General features: G+C 37.0%; 18 protein-coding genes. 8 read left to right on the top strand and 10 right to left on the bottom strand.

Annotated elements, in window-relative coordinates:
• Positions 1 to 33: 33 nt before the first annotated feature.
• Complete coding sequence (topB, locus tag ASE74_RS17640; RefSeq protein ID WP_055911867.1) at positions 34 to 1,887, bottom strand: DNA topoisomerase III; 1,854 nt, start codon at positions 1,885 to 1,887, stop codon at positions 34 to 36.
• 204 nt (positions 1,888 to 2,091) lie between these two features.
• Between topB and ASE74_RS17635 the strand changes: the two genes are divergently transcribed.
• Entirely contained in the window at positions 2,092 to 2,535 is a 444-nt protein-coding gene (locus ASE74_RS17635) for a hypothetical protein (protein ID WP_055911864.1), read from the top strand.
• Here the strand turns inward: ASE74_RS17635 and ASE74_RS17630 are convergent.
• Positions 2,532 to 3,317 (bottom strand): murein L,D-transpeptidase catalytic domain family protein, encoded by a 786-nt coding sequence (locus tag ASE74_RS17630; protein ID WP_055911861.1) that lies wholly within the window; start codon positions 3,315 to 3,317, stop codon positions 2,532 to 2,534. The two genes, ASE74_RS17635 and ASE74_RS17630, sit on opposite strands and share 4 nt — an antisense overlap.
• A gap of 212 nt (positions 3,318 to 3,529) precedes the next feature.
• Between ASE74_RS17630 and ASE74_RS17625 the strand changes: the two genes are divergently transcribed.
• Both ASE74_RS17625 and ASE74_RS25360 read left to right on the top strand, forming a co-directional pair.
• Positions 3,530 to 4,978, top strand: a complete 1,449-nt coding sequence (locus ASE74_RS17625) for an SDR family oxidoreductase (RefSeq protein ID WP_055911858.1) — start codon at positions 3,530 to 3,532, stop codon at positions 4,976 to 4,978.
• Between the two features lie 36 nt (positions 4,979 to 5,014).
• On the top strand, positions 5,015 to 5,137 hold the full coding sequence (locus ASE74_RS25360) for a hypothetical protein (protein ID WP_255352049.1): 123 nt from the start codon (positions 5,015 to 5,017) through the stop codon (positions 5,135 to 5,137).
• Positions 5,138 to 5,199: 62 nt separating this feature from the next.
• Here ASE74_RS25360 and ASE74_RS17620 read toward each other — a convergent pair whose 3' ends face one another.
• Positions 5,200 to 7,104 carry a DUF3857 domain-containing protein gene (locus tag ASE74_RS17620; RefSeq protein ID WP_055911855.1) on the bottom strand — a complete coding sequence of 635 codons (1,905 nt, stop codon included), beginning with the start codon at positions 7,102 to 7,104 and terminating at the stop codon, positions 5,200 to 5,202.
• The gene (locus tag ASE74_RS17615) at positions 7,105 to 9,078 is read right to left on the bottom strand and encodes a DUF3857 domain-containing protein (protein WP_055911852.1); all 1,974 of its coding nucleotides are present in this window, start codon (positions 9,076 to 9,078) and stop codon (positions 7,105 to 7,107) included.
• A gap of 184 nt (positions 9,079 to 9,262) precedes the next feature.
• On the opposite strand from ASE74_RS17615, the gene ASE74_RS17610 reads away from it, so the two are divergent.
• Positions 9,263 to 10,216 carry a 3'-5' exonuclease gene (locus tag ASE74_RS17610; protein WP_055911849.1) on the top strand — a complete coding sequence of 318 codons (954 nt, stop codon included), beginning with the start codon at positions 9,263 to 9,265 and terminating at the stop codon, positions 10,214 to 10,216.
• A 166-nt stretch (positions 10,217 to 10,382) separates the two neighbouring features.
• On the top strand, positions 10,383 to 12,176 hold the full coding sequence (locus ASE74_RS17605; RefSeq protein WP_235526146.1) for a M1 family metallopeptidase: 1,794 nt from the start codon (positions 10,383 to 10,385) through the stop codon (positions 12,174 to 12,176).
• A gap of 547 nt (positions 12,177 to 12,723) precedes the next feature.
• Here the strand turns inward: ASE74_RS17605 and queG are convergent.
• Positions 12,724 to 13,659, bottom strand: a complete 936-nt coding sequence (gene queG, locus ASE74_RS17600) for a tRNA epoxyqueuosine(34) reductase QueG (protein WP_055911846.1) — start codon at positions 13,657 to 13,659, stop codon at positions 12,724 to 12,726.
• A 137-nt stretch (positions 13,660 to 13,796) separates the two neighbouring features.
• Here queG and ASE74_RS17595 point away from each other — a divergent pair, with 137 nt between their 5' ends.
• Positions 13,797 to 14,003: a hypothetical protein gene (locus ASE74_RS17595; protein WP_055911843.1), complete on the top strand. Its 207-nt coding sequence runs from the start codon at positions 13,797 to 13,799 to the stop codon at positions 14,001 to 14,003.
• 63 nt (positions 14,004 to 14,066) lie between these two features.
• Here the strand turns inward: ASE74_RS17595 and ASE74_RS17590 are convergent, their stop codons facing one another.
• On the bottom strand, positions 14,067 to 15,575 hold the full coding sequence (locus tag ASE74_RS17590) for a bifunctional GNAT family N-acetyltransferase/carbon-nitrogen hydrolase family protein (protein ID WP_055912022.1): 1,509 nt from the start codon (positions 15,573 to 15,575) through the stop codon (positions 14,067 to 14,069).
• A gap of 101 nt (positions 15,576 to 15,676) precedes the next feature.
• On the opposite strand from ASE74_RS17590, the gene ASE74_RS17585 reads away from it, so the two are divergent.
• Positions 15,677 to 16,081 (top strand): GxxExxY protein, encoded by a 405-nt coding sequence (locus tag ASE74_RS17585; protein ID WP_055911841.1) that lies wholly within the window; start codon positions 15,677 to 15,679, stop codon positions 16,079 to 16,081.
• A 139-nt stretch (positions 16,082 to 16,220) separates the two neighbouring features.
• On the opposite strand, the gene ruvB is transcribed toward ASE74_RS17585, so the two are convergent.
• From ruvB to pdxH, 3 genes are all read right to left on the bottom strand, one after another.
• Positions 16,221 to 17,243, bottom strand: a complete 1,023-nt coding sequence (ruvB, locus tag ASE74_RS17580; protein ID WP_055911838.1) for a Holliday junction branch migration DNA helicase RuvB — start codon at positions 17,241 to 17,243, stop codon at positions 16,221 to 16,223.
• A 31-nt stretch (positions 17,244 to 17,274) separates the two neighbouring features.
• Positions 17,275 to 18,168, bottom strand: coding sequence for a 3-hydroxyacyl-CoA dehydrogenase family protein (locus ASE74_RS17575; RefSeq protein ID WP_055911835.1), 894 nt, complete (start codon positions 18,166 to 18,168; stop codon positions 17,275 to 17,277).
• 551 nt (positions 18,169 to 18,719) lie between these two features.
• Complete coding sequence (gene pdxH / locus ASE74_RS17570) at positions 18,720 to 19,370, bottom strand: pyridoxamine 5'-phosphate oxidase (RefSeq protein ID WP_055911831.1); 651 nt, start codon at positions 19,368 to 19,370, stop codon at positions 18,720 to 18,722.
• Positions 19,371 to 19,416: 46 nt separating this feature from the next.
• On the opposite strand from pdxH, the gene ASE74_RS17565 reads away from it, so the two are divergent.
• Positions 19,417 to 19,980, top strand: a complete 564-nt coding sequence (locus ASE74_RS17565; RefSeq protein WP_055911827.1) for a YqgE/AlgH family protein — start codon at positions 19,417 to 19,419, stop codon at positions 19,978 to 19,980.
• 372 nt (positions 19,981 to 20,352) lie between these two features.
• On the opposite strand, the gene purE is transcribed toward ASE74_RS17565, so the two are convergent.
• Positions 20,353 to 20,883, bottom strand: a complete 531-nt coding sequence (gene purE, locus ASE74_RS17560) for a 5-(carboxyamino)imidazole ribonucleotide mutase (protein ID WP_055911824.1) — start codon at positions 20,881 to 20,883, stop codon at positions 20,353 to 20,355.
• Positions 20,884 to 20,920: the final 37 nt, after the last annotated feature.

Raw genomic sequence — 20,920 nt, 5'->3', positions numbered from 1 at the left:
GCTTTGGTTTTAAAGCCTAATCCTAAAATATAATTAAACCTTTTCCAGTTTCTTTTCTTCTTCAAGCTTGCCAGATATACTTGCACCTGCAATTAAAAGTTCATGAGTAATGGTTTTGGTATATTCAGTAATTTCCGATTTGAAATCTTTTACCGATGAACCTGAACGGATTTCTTCGAGCCTTTTTTCCCATTGTCCGGTAAGTTCTGCCTGTGCAATCTGTTTATCTTTAACCACTTCATAAACAGCCAAACCTTTATTTGTGGGTACGAGGTTCCGTTTTTCCCTTGTAATATACTCTCTTGTAATTAGCGTTTCAATGATGGATGCTCGGGTAGCAGGAGTACCCAAGCCACTATCTTTCATTGCGTAACGCAACTCTTCATCTTCAATTTCCTTACCGCAGGTTTCGAGGGCTTTTAACAACGATGCTTCATTGTACATCGATTTGGGTTTTGTTTGCTTCTCCAACAAAGTCTTTTCTGTTATTGGAAGCAACTCCCCAACAGCAACCTTTGGCAAAGCTGCATTGTCTTCATCTTTTTTATCGTCTTCCGGGTCATTAAATACTGCGCGCCAGCCTGCTGATCGGATAACCGTTCCGTTGGCAATAAATATAAGTCCTGATTGAATGGTGATTTTTGTCAGTTCCTTAAGGCATTCCTGGTGGAAAGCTTCTATCATTCTGCCCACAACCATATCATAAACCGCTTGTTTATCTGCGTTCAAGCCATAAGCCTGTTCTCCTGTAGGTAAAACCGCATGGTGATCGGTAACTTTTTTGGCGTTAACGCTTCGTTTATTTAAGGCCACTGTTTGCAGAAACTGTGCCTGTTTTCCAAAATCAGGATGCGTTGTAAACTTCGAAATCAAATCTGGTACGCCGGCATAAACATCATCACCAATATAGCGCGATCCGGTACGTGGATAAGAAACCAGTTTGCTTTCATATAAATTCTGCAATATGTTAAGGGTTTGATCGGCAGTATAGCCTTTTTTCTTATTGGCTTCTTGCTGTAAACTACTTAAATCGTGCAATAAAGGTGGTGGTTCTTTTCTAGGTTTGGCCTCTACTGCCGTAATATTTCCTCCCGTAGCAAAACCTGAGGCTACATCTTCTACCAGGGCAAATAGTTTTTCTACTTCTTCTTTATCTTTATAATTTGAGGTAGATATGGCTTTAAAAACCTGCTCATCTTTAATCAGCATAATGCTGATCTGGTAATAGGTTTGTGGTTTAAAGTTTTTGATTTCCAAAAAGCGCGCACAGATCATGGCCAGGGTGGGTGTTTGTACTCTCCCTAGGGATAATACGGTTCTGTTTCCGGCCGAAATACTTAAAGCCTGGGTGGCATTCATCCCCACTAGCCAATCAGATTCTGATCTGCAATGGGCGGAATTAAACAGAGTATCATAATCTGTTCCTGGTTTTAAATTCCTGAAACCATCTTTTATCGCTTCATCCGTTTGCGAGGAAATCCAGAGCCGTTTAAAAGGTTTTTTACATTTTAAATAGTAGTAAATGTACCTGAAAATTAATTCACCCTCACGCCCCGCATCCGTTGCTACAATAATCTCCGAAGCTTCATCAAAAAGTTTTTTAATGGTATCGAGTTGCTTCCTAACGGCAGGATCTTCCACAAAGCCATCTTTAGTTTTTATTTTTCTAATGGCGAGCTTAAATTTTTGCGGAAGCATGGGTAAATGCTGTTTTCTCCAGCCTATAAAGCCATAATCCTGTGGGGGTGCCAATTGTAATAAATGCCCAAATGCCCAGGTAAAAGAATATCCTTTACCTTCAATGTATCCATCTTTTCTGGTGGTGGCGCCAAAAACTTTTGCAAGTTCGCGGCCAACAGAGGGCTTTTCTGCAATTACAATCTTCATGAATGGGCTTATCTTTTCAACCCCAAAGATGATTAAAAAATTATCAACGGCTTAAAAAAATTACTCACAATGTCAGTTGCCTTTCGTTTTCAAAAACAATTATCAGGTAACTTTGTACAGGATTGGTGGTGTAAATTTTTATATCGAATTGACTAACAAATCGGTAGTAGATCAATCTAACAGCAACAATTGTTTATTAAATGAATGGATAAAGTTTACGAATTAGCAGGTTATAATATTAAAGTCGGTATTGAACCTCAGCTCATCCGTGTGTACAGTAATGCATCACTTTGGGACTACCTTGATGGTAAGGCAAACACACGCTTTGAACTGATGGTGGATACAATTAAAGCCGATTACGCACAACATTTTGGTAAAGAACTGGCTATCTCAAATAATTCGCTCATTGTAGAGATATTGGTGCATGTATATTGCGATTACCTTGGCTTATCGTTTAACCGCATAGTTCGCATAAAATGGATTCAGAATCTGGTTAAAAAACTGCTCACGCGTGCCGAAGTGGTAGATTGCGGAGAGAAATCGGTAGATAGCAACCGCTGGGTTTGGGATTTACTTGCAGGCAGCAAATCGCTTTTTATTGCCATTTTACCCAAAAACCTTAATTTCAGAAACATTAAAACTTATTAATCCATCTGTGCAGCAAAAATCTGTTCCTTGTTTAAGGCTACGCTGGCTGCAAGTGTTTCATTTAAAAATGCCGAATTATATTGCTGATCTGATTTATTAATGAAGAGTACCGTATGATCTGATATCGTATTGATTACCTTATCGGCCAGTTTAGCAGGCACTGCCGGACACCCCTGGCTTCGGCCCAGTCTGCCCAACTGATCAATACTTTGCTGACTCACATAACTTGCACCATGTACCACAATGGCCCGCTCTCTGGCGTTGCTGTTAAAACCCTGATCCATACCATCTAATTTGAGCGAACGGCCATGTTTGCCATAATAAATTTCTCCAGTTAGATAAAATCCCAAGCTGCTTTGGTTGGAATTGATGTTGTTCGAAAATGATGAAGGTTTATCTCCACCGCTATTCAGCCCATGAGCTACCCAAGTGTTTAACAGGAGTTTTTTATTTTCCAGATCGATAATGTACAAACGTTTTTTGCAGCTTTCCTGATCAAAATCGGCAATGGTTAAAATGGACCTGGCACTCACTAAGCCCGAATATTTCATGTTGTAAAATCCGGTAAGTGCCTTTTCAAAAACCTGTTCACTTAACCCTGCCGAATCCAGATGAACTTCATGGTATATATTTAAAATGTATTGATTGTAAATACTGTCTGCAGCAATATTTTTAACTGCTTCTTGTTGAGTGTTTGGATGCTCCACGGCTTTCCAACTTGTTCCGACAATGCTCATACCCACTAATAAAATCGCAGCAATGCCCAGGGTGTATTTCTTCATTCAGTATGGTTTATTGATATTGAGTAATTTATACGTTCGATTGGGCATTATGTTGCCCAAGTTGGTTTGTAGTGCTAAAAATACAAATTGTTTTTACAATTTAATGACTTAGCTTTAATAGTATAGCTTTTTGGAATATGATTTTAGCTTTATTCCGTTATTTATTCTAACAAAGCATTTCTTTCCGTGTTATCATAGGAAAACCAGGCGTTATGAAAATTCTATTAACCGGTGCAAATGGTTACATCGGTACAAGGCTAATTCCTTTGCTGCTCGAGGAATCGCATGAAATTGTTTGTATGGTGCGCGATAAGCGTAGGTTTATTGCTGAATCTGAATTGAGTGATCATGTTAAAATTATTACCGGCGATTTACTCCAAGCAGATACGTTAAATGAAATTCCTGAAGATATTGATGCAGCCTATTACCTGGTACATTCTATGTCATCCAGTCAAACTGGTTTTTCTGATATGGAAAAAGCTTCTTCTGAGAATTTTTCAGCAGCCATTCAGAAAACAAACTGTAAGCAGATTATTTATTTAACGGGTATAGCGAACGACGAACATTTATCTAAACACCTGGGTTCGAGACTCGCCGTAGAAGAAGAACTTAAATCATCAGGAAAGGCCTGTACCATTTTAAGGGCGGCCATTATTATTGGTTCTGGTAGTGCTTCATTCGAAATTATTAGGGATTTAACTGAAAAAATACCTTTCATGATTACGCCCAAGTGGGTAGAAACCCGTTGTCAGCCAATTGGTATCCGCGATGTTTTGGCGTATCTAATAGGGGTATTGCACAATGATAAAGCTTATAATCAAACCTTTGATATTGGTGGACCTGATATTCTTACTTATCGTGAAATGCTTTTAGGTTATGCCAGGGAACGCGGACTGAAAAGATGGATTATCACTGTTCCGGTTTTAACACCGAGATTATCTTCGTTATGGTTAAACATGATTACCCCAGTACCTTATTCACTGGCGAGGAGTTTGGTTGATAGCATGAAGAATGAAGTAGTGTGTAAGGATAACCGCATTGAGCAAGTGGTACCACGGAAATGTTTAACATACGCAGAATCCCTGCACCTGGCCTTCGAAAAAATCGATCAGAATTCTATCGTTTCCAGCTGGAAAGATGCTTTAAACCGTGGTTACCTGAACTCTAATTTTATGGACCAGATTAAGGTTCCCCAAAACGGAACGTTGCAGTATAAAGTAAAAGTGCCATTTGAGCGCAAAGCTGAAGAAGTTTTCGAGAATATTTGGAGCATTGGCGGCAGCAGGGGATGGTATTTTATGGATTGGCTTTGGCAATTGCGCGGGTTTTTGGATAAAATGTTCGGTGGCGTTGGCACGCGGAGGGGAAGAACTAGTAACATTGATCTTCAGGCAGGTGATGTGCTGGATTTTTGGCGGGTATTGCTGGCAGATAGAAAAAGTAAAAGGTTATTGTTATATGCCGAAATGAAAGTACCTGGCGAAGCATGGCTGGAGCTTAAACTGGTAGAATTTCACGGCAAATCATTTTTATCGCAAATCGCAACTTTCAGGCCTAAGGGCTTATGGGGCAGGATGTACTGGTATGCCATGTGGCCATTTCACATTGTGCTTTTTAAAGGTATGGCTAAAGAGATTACAACTTATAAACCGGGTAATTAAATCTATTTGCTTATTTTTGCAGAATAGAATATAAAAATGGCAAACGAAGAAAATGATTATTCATTCTGGACCAAATACAAAAGATTTGCCTCTACAGAAATCCTAATGTACCTAATTATGATTATTGGAATCGGATTAGGGATCATTTTTTTAAGCTAAACCCATTTTCCTCCCACAAAAATAGCACAAATGTGTTTCTTGTGTTTTTTTTAAAGTAGTAATTATTTCAAGCTAAGTGCTAATTTTAAATAATCTGAGGCATTAACATCGTTAATAAATTTCGAAAATTCAGTATACTGATCAGGAGGGAATGTGCCATCATTTAAAACCAGTTTGCGGTAATAGGTTAGTTTATTTCCGTTAACAGCTGCTTTGCAAACATATTCACCAAATACACTCTTAAAATGTTTATCCTGCGGTGTAATTAATGCGGTATTTACATTATCAGGAAGGGTATAAATAATGGTATCTTCATCAGTGTAGCCACGGTTAATGTAAACAGGTAAAGTTCTGTTCCTCATTTCAGGTATTGATCTTTTAACATTGAAAACATTGGGCTGCAAAAACATTTTATTACCGTTTACAGGTGCGTAATTCCTGATGTTGATGGAAATATCCTCTATCAATTTTGGGTTTATTTCTTTTTTCTGCGCCAAAGAAACCGTTTCAAAATCAATATTATCAATGTTGTAAGTTTCTTTTAACAACTTATGTTGTTCCGTTATGGATTTTCCGATCAGTGATTCCTGGTTATCGTATTGAGAACCTGCATAAACCGTTTTCATTTGTCCGGCAATACTTCCATCTTTTTGTATAGTTAAGTCGGCATTGCGTGTTTGCAGATTTTCGGCAGTGGTTAATTTTGGGGTATGCAATAATTTTCCGCCATCTGCGGTACAGGCCAGTACCAATCTATCATCGGTAAAGTCGCTTAAAAAGCCAAAGGGAATTTTCTGACTGGTGCATTCCAACCAGGTGGTATCGCCTTTTAACGGCATGCATAAAATAATGTGATTCCCTTGTACCATACTGGCATATTTGGGGTCCATGCTTTTCTTCTCTGAGCCAGCTTCTACCACGCAATAATAAGAATCTATATCTGCCGCATTAAGTAAACTTTGCATGTAATTTACCAATGCCTTACAATCTCCATAACCAAGTTGGTCTACTTCGCCGGCAGCAATAGGCTGAAAACCACCAATACCAATCTGAACGCTAATGTATCGCGTTTTATCCTGTAGGTACTGATAAATTTTGCGGGCTTTATCTTTTTCAGTTTTTTCGTTCTTAACCAGGTCCTTTATGGTTTGTATTGTGGTAGGCGGCAGCGATTTGCGTTCTCTTAACAAATCATCATAAATCCATTTGCCCAGTTCCTGCCAATTGGTATAAGTGCCTTTATGGTTGTAGTAATAAAAATCCTGAGGGGCAATCTGTATACTCGTGTTATACGTTTCGTGTGATGGGCTATAAGGTTCAGTTCTAACTGCTAATATGTTATTTGCTTTCCAAATGGTTTTTTTTTGCTTTTCATCAGTTGTAACCTCAGGAGTTCCGCTATAATTCTGCGTTTTTATTCTTACCTGGTCTGCAGGTTTACAAATAAAATTATAAGTGCTCTTTTCAACGGAAACATCATCTGCCGGTTTTGGGTTCCAATCGGGTATAATGAGGTTTTGTTTGTTTCTGATTTCGTAATTGTAAACGACGGTGTAGGGATATTGGTTTACAGCTGGCAGATAGTGTTTTACACGGCTATCAACAAAAAGCGAAAATCCATCAGCAGCACTCATATCAGAAAAATCGTTTTGGGAGAATTTATTGGTGAGCTTGCCTACGCTATTGTAAACTTCACCTTTTATCCCTTTAATTGCTATGTTTCTATCGTAATAAAGCACTAAACGCGCTTCCTCATCGCCATTTTGATTAAAAACTGTAATTGCCTTTTTAACGTTCAGCATTACATTATCCGGAGAACGCATATCAACGGTAGTTTCCTCATTTCGGATACAGGCATTAGCCCGGTTGCGTAAATTGGCAGGAATTAAATCGACATCATAATTATCTTGCGCAAAGCCAGAAACCGATACCAAAAGCAGGAAAGCCGCACTGAATAAAAATTTCATTTAATTTGCCTTTTTTAATAAAAATTCTGTCTTCTGGTTCTGAATAATTTTGCTGTAAAATTCTTTCAAAAACAGATATTCTTCTGGTTGGTAAATTGCATTGTTAAATTGCAAAACCTGGTTCATAGAAATGGTATTGTCTTCTAAATTCGTATTTAGTATATATTTTCCGCCGGCATTTGGTAAGCCAATGGCCATATCTTTTGGTTTTTCTATCAGCTGGTATTTTTCTGGTAAAGTAACATTGATAATGATGCGTTCGTCTGATGCCGCGCCTAAATCAACAGGGTAGGTGCGCTCATTTAAATTAAATGGATTTTTAGAAATGGTATTAATAAAAAACGGACTTAAATAGAATTGATTGGTGTTTGAGCCATCAGTTACCGTAAATTCTACTTCGTATTTTTCTGTAAGCGGATGTTCTACACTATCAATATTTATTATACTATGTTCAAGTATTTTAATTCTTGTTAAGCGCTCGTCTAACTTTTCTACATATTCATCTACAGAATTATAGCGCAAAATATCTTTTCTTTTATTGTATGCTGCATATCCCAGTGTATGGGTAGTCAAAGTACCTAGAATTTTTCCTTCTGGCGTCATTTTCCCGATCAGAATGTAACTGCTAACAGTTTTCTGACTTGCTGTTAAATCGATCCAGTAAGAAGGTTTTTTCAGGTTAATTACCCTGCCCTGATCATTAATACACCTCAATGGCAGTAAACCAAAAGGCAGGAGTGGCTCAGTGGCATCTAAAAGGTAACTTTTATCCCCGATATTTACTTTAGCAACAAGGTAATTAAAATCACTTATTACCGGATAAAGTTTGTTTACAGTTCCATTGTCGCGGGTAGAGAGAATCACCGCTTCGGCATCTAAATTGGCTGCTGAGAGGGCTGCGATTAAATTCAGATTGATATCCGCAACATTACCAGATCGGTTTTCGAGTGCTTTTTTAATATTGTCTACAGCGTATTTTCCGTAATAATTATCCCACTTAATCTGCTTCTTAATGTAATTAAATATGGCTTTTGCTTTCTCCAGATCATCATTGCTTCCCTTCGTAATTACCGGGATAAGATCTTTAAAAACATCTTTTCTTTTCATCTGCGCCCCTAATGATTTATCAGTTGATAATTCATAATCAACATCTTTCCATGTTTTGGTATAAGAAGTTTTGCTTCCATTTAAACTCTGAACATCAGAAAGCTCAAAATAAATGGCAGATTTAAAATTGCTGGGCGCCGTCATGTTATCTTCCTCAATAAATGCAGGAATATCTTTCATCAGGTAAGTAATTTTCGAACAATCTATTGCCGTGCCAGATAAACGCAGACATTCCTTGCTCAATTCTACTTTTTGATCAGTAAGTTTCTGAAATCCCCTTAAAGAAACATTGTAATTGTAAATTCCGGGTATGTAAACCAGGTATTCGCTCACTACCTTGGGTATATCACTTTGGAACTCCCAGGTTTTAAAGTTAAACATATTTGGCGACCTCAGTTTATAACTATATTCGATAATAGAACCTTCTTTAAGGTTGGGAAGGGTAAATTTGGTAAGCCTGGTATATTTAGAGCGGTTTTCGGTAAAAACAGCTTTTTTATCCATCACCGTTTCTACAAAATTATTTTGGATATAATTAAATGTAGAAGCTTTTAACTCGCTGATAGTTTCTTCGCGGGTATCGTCTTTATACGTAGGAATAATAATATTGGCTTCTTTAAAACCTTCTTTATTATATATTTTGATTTTTACGTGGTGTTCAAAAATCAGTTCCATACTTCCTGTATTGTCATCCCTTTGGATGGAAGCCGTGCCGAATTCTTTTAGCACTATGGCATTGGCGTTACTATCTAATTTTTTCCTGTCGAATTCGTAATCGTCGTAAGTAATGGCTCCGTAGTTAAAATTTTGTGCCTGAGCAGCCAGCGATAAAAATAAGAGAAACAGTAAGGTTAAGGTTTTATTCATTTGAGCGATAATAAATTGGTGCAATTTAACCCTACAAACTAACATTCAGAAATAATTTGACAATTAAATTTAGAAATTAATAAAGTTGTTTTAGAGAACTAATGAAACCTTTTTAGCACTTTTGAAAAAAATGAATTTGACATTCCGATACAAATCTAATGTCGCCAATCTCACATCATAAGAAATGAAATTAAATTTAAAGCGCCCTTTAGCATTTTTTGATTTAGAAGCTACTGGAATAAATGTTGGAGCAGATAGAATTGTAGAAATTGCGATTTTAAAAGCCATGCCGGATGGTTCTGAAATTGTTAAAACCTGGCGTGTAAATCCTGAAATGCCGATTCCTTTGCAAACTTCGTTAATTCACGGTATTTATGATGAAGACATTGCCAATGAGCCAACATTTAAAGCTTTAGCGGTAGAAATTGCCGAATTTATTGGCGAAAGTGATCTGGCGGGCTATAATTCCAATAAATTCGATATCCCGATGCTTTTAGAAGAATTTTTAAGGGCTGAAGTGGATTTTGATATGGCCAACCGCAAATTTGTTGATGTACAGAACATTTTCCACCAGATGGAACAACGTACTTTAAAAGCGGCCTATAAGTTTTATTGCCAGGAAGATTTAATTAATGCCCACGCTGCAGAAGCTGATGTAATTGCAACTTATAAAGTTTTACTCGGCCAGTTGGAAATGTACAAAGAAACAGAATTTGAAAGCAAACAAGGTGTTAAAAGTATTCCGGTTGTAAATGATGTGGATGCCTTGCATATTTTTACCAATATTAATAAGCCGGTAGATTTTGCCGGCCGTTTGGTTTACGATGATAACGATCAGGTGTGTTTTAATTTTGGAAAGCATAAGGGCAAAACCACTCATCAGGTATTTAGTGTAGAGCCAAGTTATTATGCATGGATGAAAAATGGTGATTTCCCTTTATATACGAAGAAGAAATTAGACGAAGAATGGGCAAAATTCAATGCCAAGAAATACGAAAACAGAGCTGCAAAACCACAAAATCCTGCACCTGTAAATAAACCTCCATACCAGCCTAAACCTCAACCCAAAAAAGAAAAACCCGCAGAGCCGATTAATACGGATATGTTGGAACAATTGAAAATGAAGTTTGGTAAATAAATATTTGATTAACTGTTAAGCTGCTTAATCGGTTACTGTTAATGTTTACTTATATAAATTAACCGCCAGGCGCCATGCGTTAAGCGCTATGCTAAGAAAAATGAAATCCTTACCAATATTTAGTTTATTAATATTAAGTGCGTTCTGTTTAAACGCGCAAACAACGTTGCCTATAGCAACTGAATTTCAGAAAACCTATCAAAAGGAAACCAGAAGTGCCAATGGCAAACCTGGCAAAAACTATTGGCAAAATAGCTCTAAGTACGATCTGAATTTAAATTTTAATCCTACCAGCAGGTTGTTGAAGGGTAAAGTGCAGGTAACCTATACCAATTACAGTCCTGATACACTTAAAGAGATCTGTTTTAAACTTTATCCGAATCTCTACAAAAAGGGAACACCTCGGAAATCAAAATTTGCAGAATCTGATCTTGGTGAAGGTGTTGCGATAGAAAAATTGCTTGCCAACGGCAAAGCAATAACCGATTTTAAAATAGATGGAACCACTATGACTGTTAACGTTGCAGCAGTATTGCCTGGTAAAACCATTAGTTTTTCAATAGATTACAATTATACCCTTAACAAGGGTTCGCATATGCGTACCGGTCAGGTAGATGAAGGTTCACATTTTGTTGCCTACTTTTTTCCCCGTATTGCAGTTTATGATGATGTTGATGGATGGAACAAATTTCCTTATACCGGTGCCGAAGAGTTTTACAATGATTTTGATCAATTTAATGCTTCGATAACGGTACCCGGTGGATATGGAGTTTGGGCTACCGGAGATTTGAAAAATCCTGCAGAAGTATTCCAGAAAGATATTGTTTCGAGAATGCTTTCTGCCGAAAAAAATGATGCTGTGGTAGATGTAATCACGGATAAAGACCTGGCAGATAAAAAAGTAACGCAGCCCAATACTTTCAACACCTTTAAGTTCGAAGCGAAAAATGTAACGGATTTTGTATTTGCTCTTAGCGACCATTATTTATGGAAATCGAGCAGTTTGGTTGTTGATCCAAAAACGAAAAGAAGAACCCGTGTTGATGCTGTTTTTAATCCAAAACATAAAGATTATTATGAAGTAATCGATTTTGCCCGTAAAACAGTAGAATCAATGAGTTACACCTTTCCGAAATGGCCTTTTCCTTATAACCACGAAACTATATTTGATGGGTTAGACCAAATGGAATATCCAATGATGGTAAATGATAATCCAGTAGATAATCGCGTAGATGCGATTACCTTAACAGATCATGAAATTTTTCATACCATGTTTCCTTTCTATATGGGTATAAATGAAACCAAATATGGATGGATGGACGAAGGTTGGGCAACAATAGGTGAGTGGTTGATCTCGCCAATGATCGATTCTACTATTGTTGATGAATATGGCGTTCAACCTACAGCATCCTCATCTGGAGGCAAAGATGATACACCAATTATGACCTTAACTCCTGATTTAAAAGGATCGGGATCATTTACCAACTCTTATCCAAAACCTGGCTTGGCTTATCTTTTTGTTAAAGATTATCTGGGTGATGAATTATTCACCAAAGCTTTGCATACTTATATTAAAAACTGGAATGGCAAACACCCAATGCCGTACGATTTTTTCAACAGTATAAACGAGGGTAGTGGAAAAAACCTGAATTGGTTTTGGAAAGCCTGGTTTTTTGAGGGCGGTGTAACCGATATGGCCATAAAATCAGTCGATAAAACTTCTGATGGTTATACAATTATAATCGAAAATAAAAGCATAAAGCCTTTGCCAATCGATTTAACTTTAACTTATAAAGATGGATCTACAGAAAATAACCACAGTACTATTGGTGTTTGGGAAAAAGGAAATCAACAGGTTAAAATTGAAATAAAAACCACTAAAAAGTTATCAAAAGTGTTAATGGGCAATCCACACACGCCAGATAAAGTAAAAAGCGATAATAGTTTCTCTGTAAATTAGAATGATTTGAGGAAGTTGAGTTTTCCTAGGCGATTTGCTTAGTAAATTCGACTTCCTAGCTATAGTTATTTGTTTCAAAATCTCATATTTAGGAAACACTTATTCTATCGTCATTCAAAGAGAATAAAGGTTTTATAAAAGCATTTGAAGTTTAGTAGATATTTACATCCGCTGACGTCATTCCCAACTCGATTGGGAATCGTAAAGCCTTATCATCATGCATTAAGATTCCCGCATGCGCGGGAAAGACGACCCTTCTTAGCGAAATTAGTTTTTGTTAATTGTTTATAGAAATTAAATAAATAAACGTTAATCTTTATATAAAAATATCGAAGTAAAATAATACATCCGCTGACGTCATTCCCAAATCGATTGGGAATCGTAAAGCCTTAGCATGATGCATTAAGATTCCCGCATGTGCGGGAAAGAAGACAGTTCTTCGCGAAATCAGCTATTTGAAATTGATCGCAGGACTATTAAACTTATTATAGATGCTGAAATGAATTCAGCATGACGACATTTTTAGTATTACGTGAATAAAATGCAATTATTCTGGCTTCAAAAAATCAATATTTCTTTTCAATCCTGCAAATTTGGTGCGTTTCACAGCTGATCCCTTAAACACTTTTTTGAAAACATCATCTGTAATTTCTGTTAAATCATTTGCATTCAAATCCAGTAATCCATTTTCAGGTTTAAAGGCGTTTTCGTTATGAACTTTTGAAAACCGGTTCCATGGGCAAACATCCTGACAAATATCGCACCCGAACATCCAATTGCTCATCTTCTCCTTAAATTCATTCGGAATCTCATTTTTAAGCTCAATGGTGAGGTAAGAAATACATTTCGTACCGTCAACAACTTGCGGGGCAATAATTGCATCAGTAGGGCAGGCATCCAAACAGCGGGTGCAGCTTCCACAATAATCAGCCTGGTAAGGATGATCATAATCCAATTCAAGGTCAACAATTAATTCAGCAAGGAAAAAAAATGAACCATCGGTTTTACTGATTAAGTTGGAATTTTTACCAATCCAGCCAATACCCGATTTTTTTGCCCAGGCACGGTCTAAAACCGGTGCAGAATCTACAAAGGCCCTTCCAGAAACCTCTCCAATGTTTACTTCAATAAAATGGGTGAGTTCTTTCAGTTTCTCTTTAATTACAGTATGATAATCTTGTCCGTAAGCATATTTTGATATTTTCGGTGCATCCGGATCTGATTGCTTTTCGTTGGTGTAATAGTTTAATGATAAGGAAATTACCGATTTTGCCCCATCTACCAGTAACCTTGGATCGAGGCGTTTATCGAAGTAATTTTCCATGTACTTCATTTCGCCATGTCGGTTTTGGTTCAGCCAGTTTTCAAGTCTCGGTGCTTCTTCTTCAAGAAATTCAGCTTTCGAAATGCCACAGGCCATAAAGCCCAAACGCAAGGCTTCATCTTTGATCAATTGGCTATATTTTGCAGAATTGTTATACACCTAACTGCAAAGATAAGGCTTAGGATTTAAAACATTTTCATTAATCGCTTGTTCTAAATACTGAAACTAAATTAATTGATTATGGTTCATCCAGAATGGCATAACAACTGGAATGGAGAACTTTTAGAGTATTAGCTATGGAAAATATAGATCCGCAACATACGGAATCAGGAGAAGCTCCTAAACCGATTGAAAAAGATTACGAAAGTCATAAACAAGATCCAGGACCAGCAAAGCCTGCTGTAACGGAAAAAGACGAAAACGGTGCGGGACAAGCCTTAAAATGGGTATTGCCAATAGCAGTTATTATTGGTCTGATTATCTGGTTTGTGATGAGAAAATAATTAGCTTTAGATTTAAAATGAAAATGCCGGCTCATTAATTTGACCGGCATTTTTTATGGCTTGTTATTTTAAAAGTTTAACCTGGTAAAGATCTTTTCGGCGGTCTTTAAGCACTTTTACTGTTCCGTAATGATGAAGTTCGTCCAGTAAGTGCAAATCGACATCCACTACCAGCACCATTTCTGTGTTGGGCGTAGCTTCTGCTTTTATTGCATTGGTTGGAAATGCAAAATCGGAAGGTGTAAATACGGCAGATTGCGCAAATTGAATATCCATATTATTTACCTTTGGTAAATTACCCACACAACCTGCAATGGCCACGTAGCATTCATTTTCAATCGCTCTTGCCTGTGCACAATGGCGAACGCGAGTATAACCGTTCTGTGTATCAGTTAAAAACGGAACAAACAGAATCTGCATGCCTTGATCGGCATAAATGCGGCTTAACTCCGGAAATTCTACATCATAACAGATTAAAATACCCACCTTACCACAGTCGGTATCAAAAACCTGTACTTTATCGCCTCCAATCATGCCATAATATTTCTGTTCATTTGGCGTAATGTGGATTTTTCTGTACTCATCTATTTTGCCGGTGCGGTGGCAAAGGTAGGTTGCATTATAAAGCTTGCCATCCTCAATAAGTGGCATACTACCTGTAATGATATTTGTATTGTAACTCAGTGAATATTCATGCATTTTTTGCACAATCTCTTCAGTTTTTTCGGCGAGTTTGCGCATGGCCTCAATTTCTGGTAAGTGATTGTAAGGTTGTAGTAATGGCGTGTTAAATAGCTCCGGAAACATTACAAAATCTGATTTGTAACCGCTCAACGCATCAACAAAAAATTCTACCTGCTCATAAAATGCTTCCATGTTAGGGAATAAACGCATTTCCCATTGCACCAATCCTAACCGGATAGTCATTGCTGATCGTGCTGAAGCATCTATACCCTGGTAATAAATATTGTTCCACTCAATTAGGGTGGCATATTCTTTTGATTCTTTATCGCCGGGTAAATAGTTTTTCAATACCTTTCTTACGTGAAAGTCATTGGAAATTTGGAAAGTTAGCGTGGGATCGTAAATTTCTTTGGATTTAACTTTATCGATATATTGTCGCGGACTAAGTTTTTCAGCATATTCGTGGTAACCTGGAATTCTACCTCCGGCAATAATACTTTTTAAATTCAGGCTTTCGCAGAGTTCTTTCCGGGCTTCATATAACCTTCTTCCTAAACGCAAACCGCGAAACTCAGGGTGAACGAAAATTTCGATGCCATAAAGTGTATCTCCGTTCGGATCGTGTGTAGAAAACGAGTAATCGCCAGTGATGAGTTTATAGGTGTGCCTGTCGCCATATTCATCATATTCAACAATAATGGCTAACGAACAGGCTACAACTTTATCATCAACAGCAATACAAAGCTGTCCTTCAGGAAAAATATTAACTAATTTTGCGATACTTGATTTTGGCCAGATGGAACCACCCATGCTGTCGTATGCCTGGAGCATAGATTCTTTAAGGTCTGCGTAATCTTCGAGCGTTAGCTTACGTAATTCAATATTCATAATGTTTGATTTGTAATTATTGAACATAAAAGTTGCCTTAATGTTTTTTTAAATCTGTTAAACAGGTTTTCTGTTCCGGGATTTAATATATTCCTTTTTAGATTAAATTATTATATTTAGATAATGACGGAAATGAAATATCATACATCATTCGGGGAAGTATTTTTAGAGTTTATAATGCACTTGGACCAGGCTTACTCGAATCTGCTTATGAAGCTGCCTTAAAATATGAAATAGAAAAGGCTGCATTACTTGTGAAAAGGCAGGTTTCATTACCTATGCACTATGAGGAAATTACAGTCGATGTTGGATATAGATTAGATCTTTTGGTAGAAAATAAGGTAGTTATTGAACTGAAATCAGTGGAGTTTATTATGAACGTTCATCATAAGCAATTGCTAACTTATTTAAAGTTGTCAGATTATAAATTAGGTATATTAGTCAATTTTAATACGGATAATATCGCGGATAGTATTTTCAGAAAAGCTAACCGATTAGATCTTTAAATACCTTGTGGCACTTTTCCCACAGATTTAGCAGATCAGGGCCGCAGATTGAAAATATTTTTTTATCAGTATCCTACATGTTCTATCTTTGATGATCTGTGTTTTTTATCTGAGTTAATCTGTGGGAAAAATATTGATGTTAAAACAACTTTCCGGTTTGCCCTGGGAAATTCTTTTTCAAATGTTTATAGGCAGCCTCGGTAACTTCTCTTCCTCTTGAAGTGCGCATAATGTATCCTTCCTGAATCAAAAATGGCTCATAAACCTCTTCAATAGTGCCTTCATCTTCTCCAACAGCAGTTGCAATGGTTTTTAATCCCACCGGGCCACCTTTAAATTTATCGATAATGGTTACCAGAATTCTGTTGTCCATTTCATCGAGGCCGTGTTCATCTACATTCAAGGCATCTAAAGCATAGCGGGCTATTTCGGTATCAATATTTCCGTTTCCTTTAATTTGGGCAAAATCCCTCGTTCTCCGTAAAAGTGCGTTGGCTATACGGGGTGTACCACGGCTACGGCGGGCAATTTCGTAAGCTCCTTCATCACTGATTGGGGTTTTTAATATCTCCGAAGAACGTAGAACAATCGTAGTCAGTAATTTGGCATCATAATAAGCTAACCTGGCATTGATCCCAAAACGGGCCCTCAAAGGTGCAGTTAATAATCCAGATCGGGTGGTGGCACCAACTAATGTAAAAGGATTGAGCGATATTTGAACTGAGCGGGCATTTGGTCCGGTTTCGAGCATAATATCGATCTTAAAATCTTCCATGGCCGAATAGAGGTATTCTTCAACCAAAGGAGATAGGCGGTGAATTTCGTCTATAAATAGAATATCACCTTCATCAAGCCCGGTTAACAAACCAGCCAAATCGCCGGGTTTATCTAAAACAGGACCCGAAGTTACCTTAATACCAGTTGCCATTTCATTGGCAATAATATGAGAAAGTGTAGTTTTACCTAATCCCGGAGGGCCATGTAAAAGCACATGATCTAAAGCTTCGCCACGAAGTTTTGCCGCCTGAACAAAAATCTTCAGGTTTTCCATCACTTTTTCCTGTCCGGTAAAATCTTCAAAAGCCTGTGGCCTTAAAACCCTTTCAATATCACGATCGGTAGGGGTAAGGTTGCTTGCTTCAGGATCCAGATTCTCATTCATACAGCAAATATAAAATTAAATGCTAAAAAAATTAGGATTTTTTAAATTTATCAGAAACCACCAGATCTTTTGAGCCGACCGTATATTTATAAAAGCCTTCGCCGGTTTTAGCACCTTTTTTGCCAGCAGCTACCATATTTACCAGTAAAGGGCATGGCGCATATTTAGGATTACCAAAACCATCGTTCAAAACTTTTAAAATTGCTAAGCAAACATCTAAACCAATAAAATCTGCCAATTGAAGCGGTCCCATTGGGTGTGCCATTCCAAGTTTCATCACCGTATCAATTTCATAAACCCCGGCAACACCTTCATATAAAGTATAAATGGCTTCGTTAATCATCGGCATTAAAATGCGGTTGGCTACAAAACCAGGATAATCATTTACTTCTACAGGAACTTTTTCCAAGCTTTGTGATAGCGACATGATGGTATTCGTTGTTTCATCGCTTGTGGCATAACCACGGATTACTTCTACCAGTTTCATCACCGGAACGGGATTCATAAAATGCATCCCGATTACTTTATCGCCCCGATTGGTTACAGCAGCAATTTGAGTGATGGAAATAGAAGACGTATTGGACGCAAGAATGGCATGAGCGGGAGCAAATTGATCTAATTCTTTAAAAATATTTAATTTTAAATCTACATTCTCGGTGGCTGCTTCTACAATTAAATCAGCATTTTGAAGGCCATCTTTTATTGATGTATATGTTGTAATGTTATCAATTGTTGCTGCTTTTTGCGCTTCGGTTAAGGTTCCTTTAGTAACCTGCCTGTCTAGATTTTTTGTAATGGTTTGTAAAGCCTTATCCAGTGCAGTTTGATTGATATCAATCAGGTTTACCTGGTAATTGAATTGTGCAAAAGTATGGGCTATGCCATTTCCCATTGTACCAGATCCGATAACTGCAATTTGTTTCATCTTTTAAAGGATTTAAAAAGCGAATTTACTTATTTGAAGCTGAGTTCCATCAATCATTATAATTAAAAATTCAAGCTTGAGTAACTGCTATGATGATGATTTTTGAATGTTTTTGTATTAATTTTTAATTTAATTTAAAAATTTTCATCATCAATTTTCTATCATGTCGGGAACGAAGATTACAGGTTGAAAATGACCTTTAACACAATAATTTTTTATTGCCTTATAAGCTTTTAAAATGCTGATTAACAAAAAATAAACTTAAATTTTATTGACTAAAATGTTAAATTTTTAAGGTGTTTATTGAATTGACGGAAAGTAGATATACATGGATATTACTTCATTTTAATGTCTTTTTTAAGGGTTTTTGAGCTATTAAGAAAAACAAAAACAGAATTAAATTGCTTTAAAATATAGAAAATAACCGTCGGCATTTTTAGAAAATGAAGACGCTTTAATAAAGGTACTTCCTAGTCAATTTAGGTTAGTTAATGATTAGTTAAAATAGAGATCTTGCTGGATAGCAGATCTCTATTTATTTTATCAACCCCTTAAGGAGCTAATCTGGTTTTGGTCCAGATTCCTTTAACTTTTTCGAAATTTATCCTATCGTGCAATCTGCTTCTTCTTCCTTGCCAAAATTCTATTCGTGTAGGTTTTACGATATAACCACCCCAGTGTGCAGGTTTAGGTATACCATCATCATTGCTTTTGGCTTTTAACGCTTCAAATTTTTCTTCCAAAAACCCTCTGTTTGGAATAATCTGACTTTGAGGTGAAGCTACTGCACCAATCTGACTGGCAATTGGCCTGGTGTTAAAATACGTTTCTGAGGTTTCTTTATCCAGTTTTTCTACTGTTCCCTCAATTCTAACCTGTCTTTCTAATTCTGGCCAGAAAAATACCAGAGCCGCATATGGATTTCGCTTTAGTTCTTTTCCTTTTGCGCTCAGGTAATTGGTAAAAAATCTAAAGCCATCTGTATCAACACCTTTAAGTAAAACGATGCGGGCATCTGGTCGGCCAGCTTTATCAGCCGTAGCCAAAGTCATTACATTCGGTTCGTATATCTGGGCATCAACAGCATGCTGAAACCACTTTTTAAACTGGGCAATAGGGTCTTGATCAACGTCAGATTCATCTAGCGAAGCGCTTTTGTAATCTTGGCGCAGGTTTTGTAGAAATTCATTTGTAACTTGCATTTAACAAAAATAGGCATCTTTTACGGTGTAACAAACGATTATCATCATGCTAAACAATATAAAACCAAAAACAGGCCGCCTGCTCATCTCAGAACCTTTTATGGCCGATCCTAATTTTAAAAGATCTGTAGTATTATTAACCGAACATGGCAATGATGGTACTGTAGGATATATTCTTAACCAGGTAGGAAATTTAATCCTTAACGACGTAATTCAGGATTTATGGGATGCGAAAAACTATATTTATTTTGGCGGCCCGGTAGCTGCGGATACCTTACATTTTATACATCGAAGTTTTGATAAACTACAGAGCGGAGAACCTATCGGCAATGGTTTGTACTGGGGTGGAAATTTTGAAACCCTTAAAATTCTCTTAAATACCAATGCAATAAGTACTGATGAAGTGAAATTTTTTATGGGTTATTCTGGTTGGGACCAGGGACAACTGGATCGGGAAATTGAAGAGAATGCATGGATGGTGAGCGATACTTTTAATCCTGATCTTATTTTTAGTAATGATGATGAAAAACTTTGGCGGGATGTGGTTGTAAATTTAGGTCCTAAGTATGCACATATCAGTAATTTCCCGGTTGATCCGAGTTTGAATTAGTTCTGAGTTGAGAGATTGGAGTATTGAGTTAATATCGCTTGTAATAAAAAAGAATTAACAACGTCGGGGATCCAGTTACAATTAATAATATAGTTGCTTCTGCTTTAACATAACTCCATGCCGGTTCTTTATTGATTTTTCTGGATAGAGAAATTATAATTAAAATAGGTGTACATATAGATATTGCCCACATGGTATATAAAAGTGAATACCAAATGAATATTGAGGTGAAATTATTGATGTTTAATTCATTAATTTCACCATAAACTATCAAAATAGAGCGGAAAGTATTAAAGAAGTAAATGATATAATCAATGTGATTTTGATTATTTTCTTTAATATTTTCATATTTTATTATTGTAAATTGAAAACTTACAACTGAGAACTCATTTCTTGAGCACTCTCCTCAACTTTTCTTCTCAACTCATCTTTATAAGCCTGCATTTTAACCGTTAAAGATTCGTCAGCCGTAGCTAAGATCTGCGTAGCCAGTAAACCTGCATTTTTAGCTGCATTTAAGGCTACTGTAGCAACGGGAATGCCATTTGGCATTTGTAAGATTGATAAAATACTGTCCCAACCATCAATAGAGTTTGATGATTTTACCGGAACTCCGATTACTGGCAATGTTGTAATGGATGCAACCATGCCTGGTAAATGGGCTGCGCCACCAGCACCAGCAATAATTACCTTTAAACCACGGCCTTGTGCTTCTTTAGCATAGTTGAACATGCGTTCTGGGGTTCGGTGTGCAGAAACTACTGTAATTTCATAGTTTATTCCAAATTCTTTAAGCACATCGGCAGCATCTTGCATCACAGGAAGATCTGATTTACTACCCATGATTATTCCTACCAAAAACCCCTCCGCCCCTAAAGGGGAACTTGAATTTCCATCGTTCATATCAATCGTTTTTTTTTTTACTCGTGTTATTTATTTA

It is taken from the genome of Pedobacter sp. Leaf216, assembly GCF_001421515.1.
In the GTDB taxonomy this organism is placed as follows: Bacteria; Bacteroidota; Bacteroidia; order Sphingobacteriales; family Sphingobacteriaceae; genus Pedobacter.
This window is presented reverse-complemented; position numbering and strand designations above follow the sequence as displayed.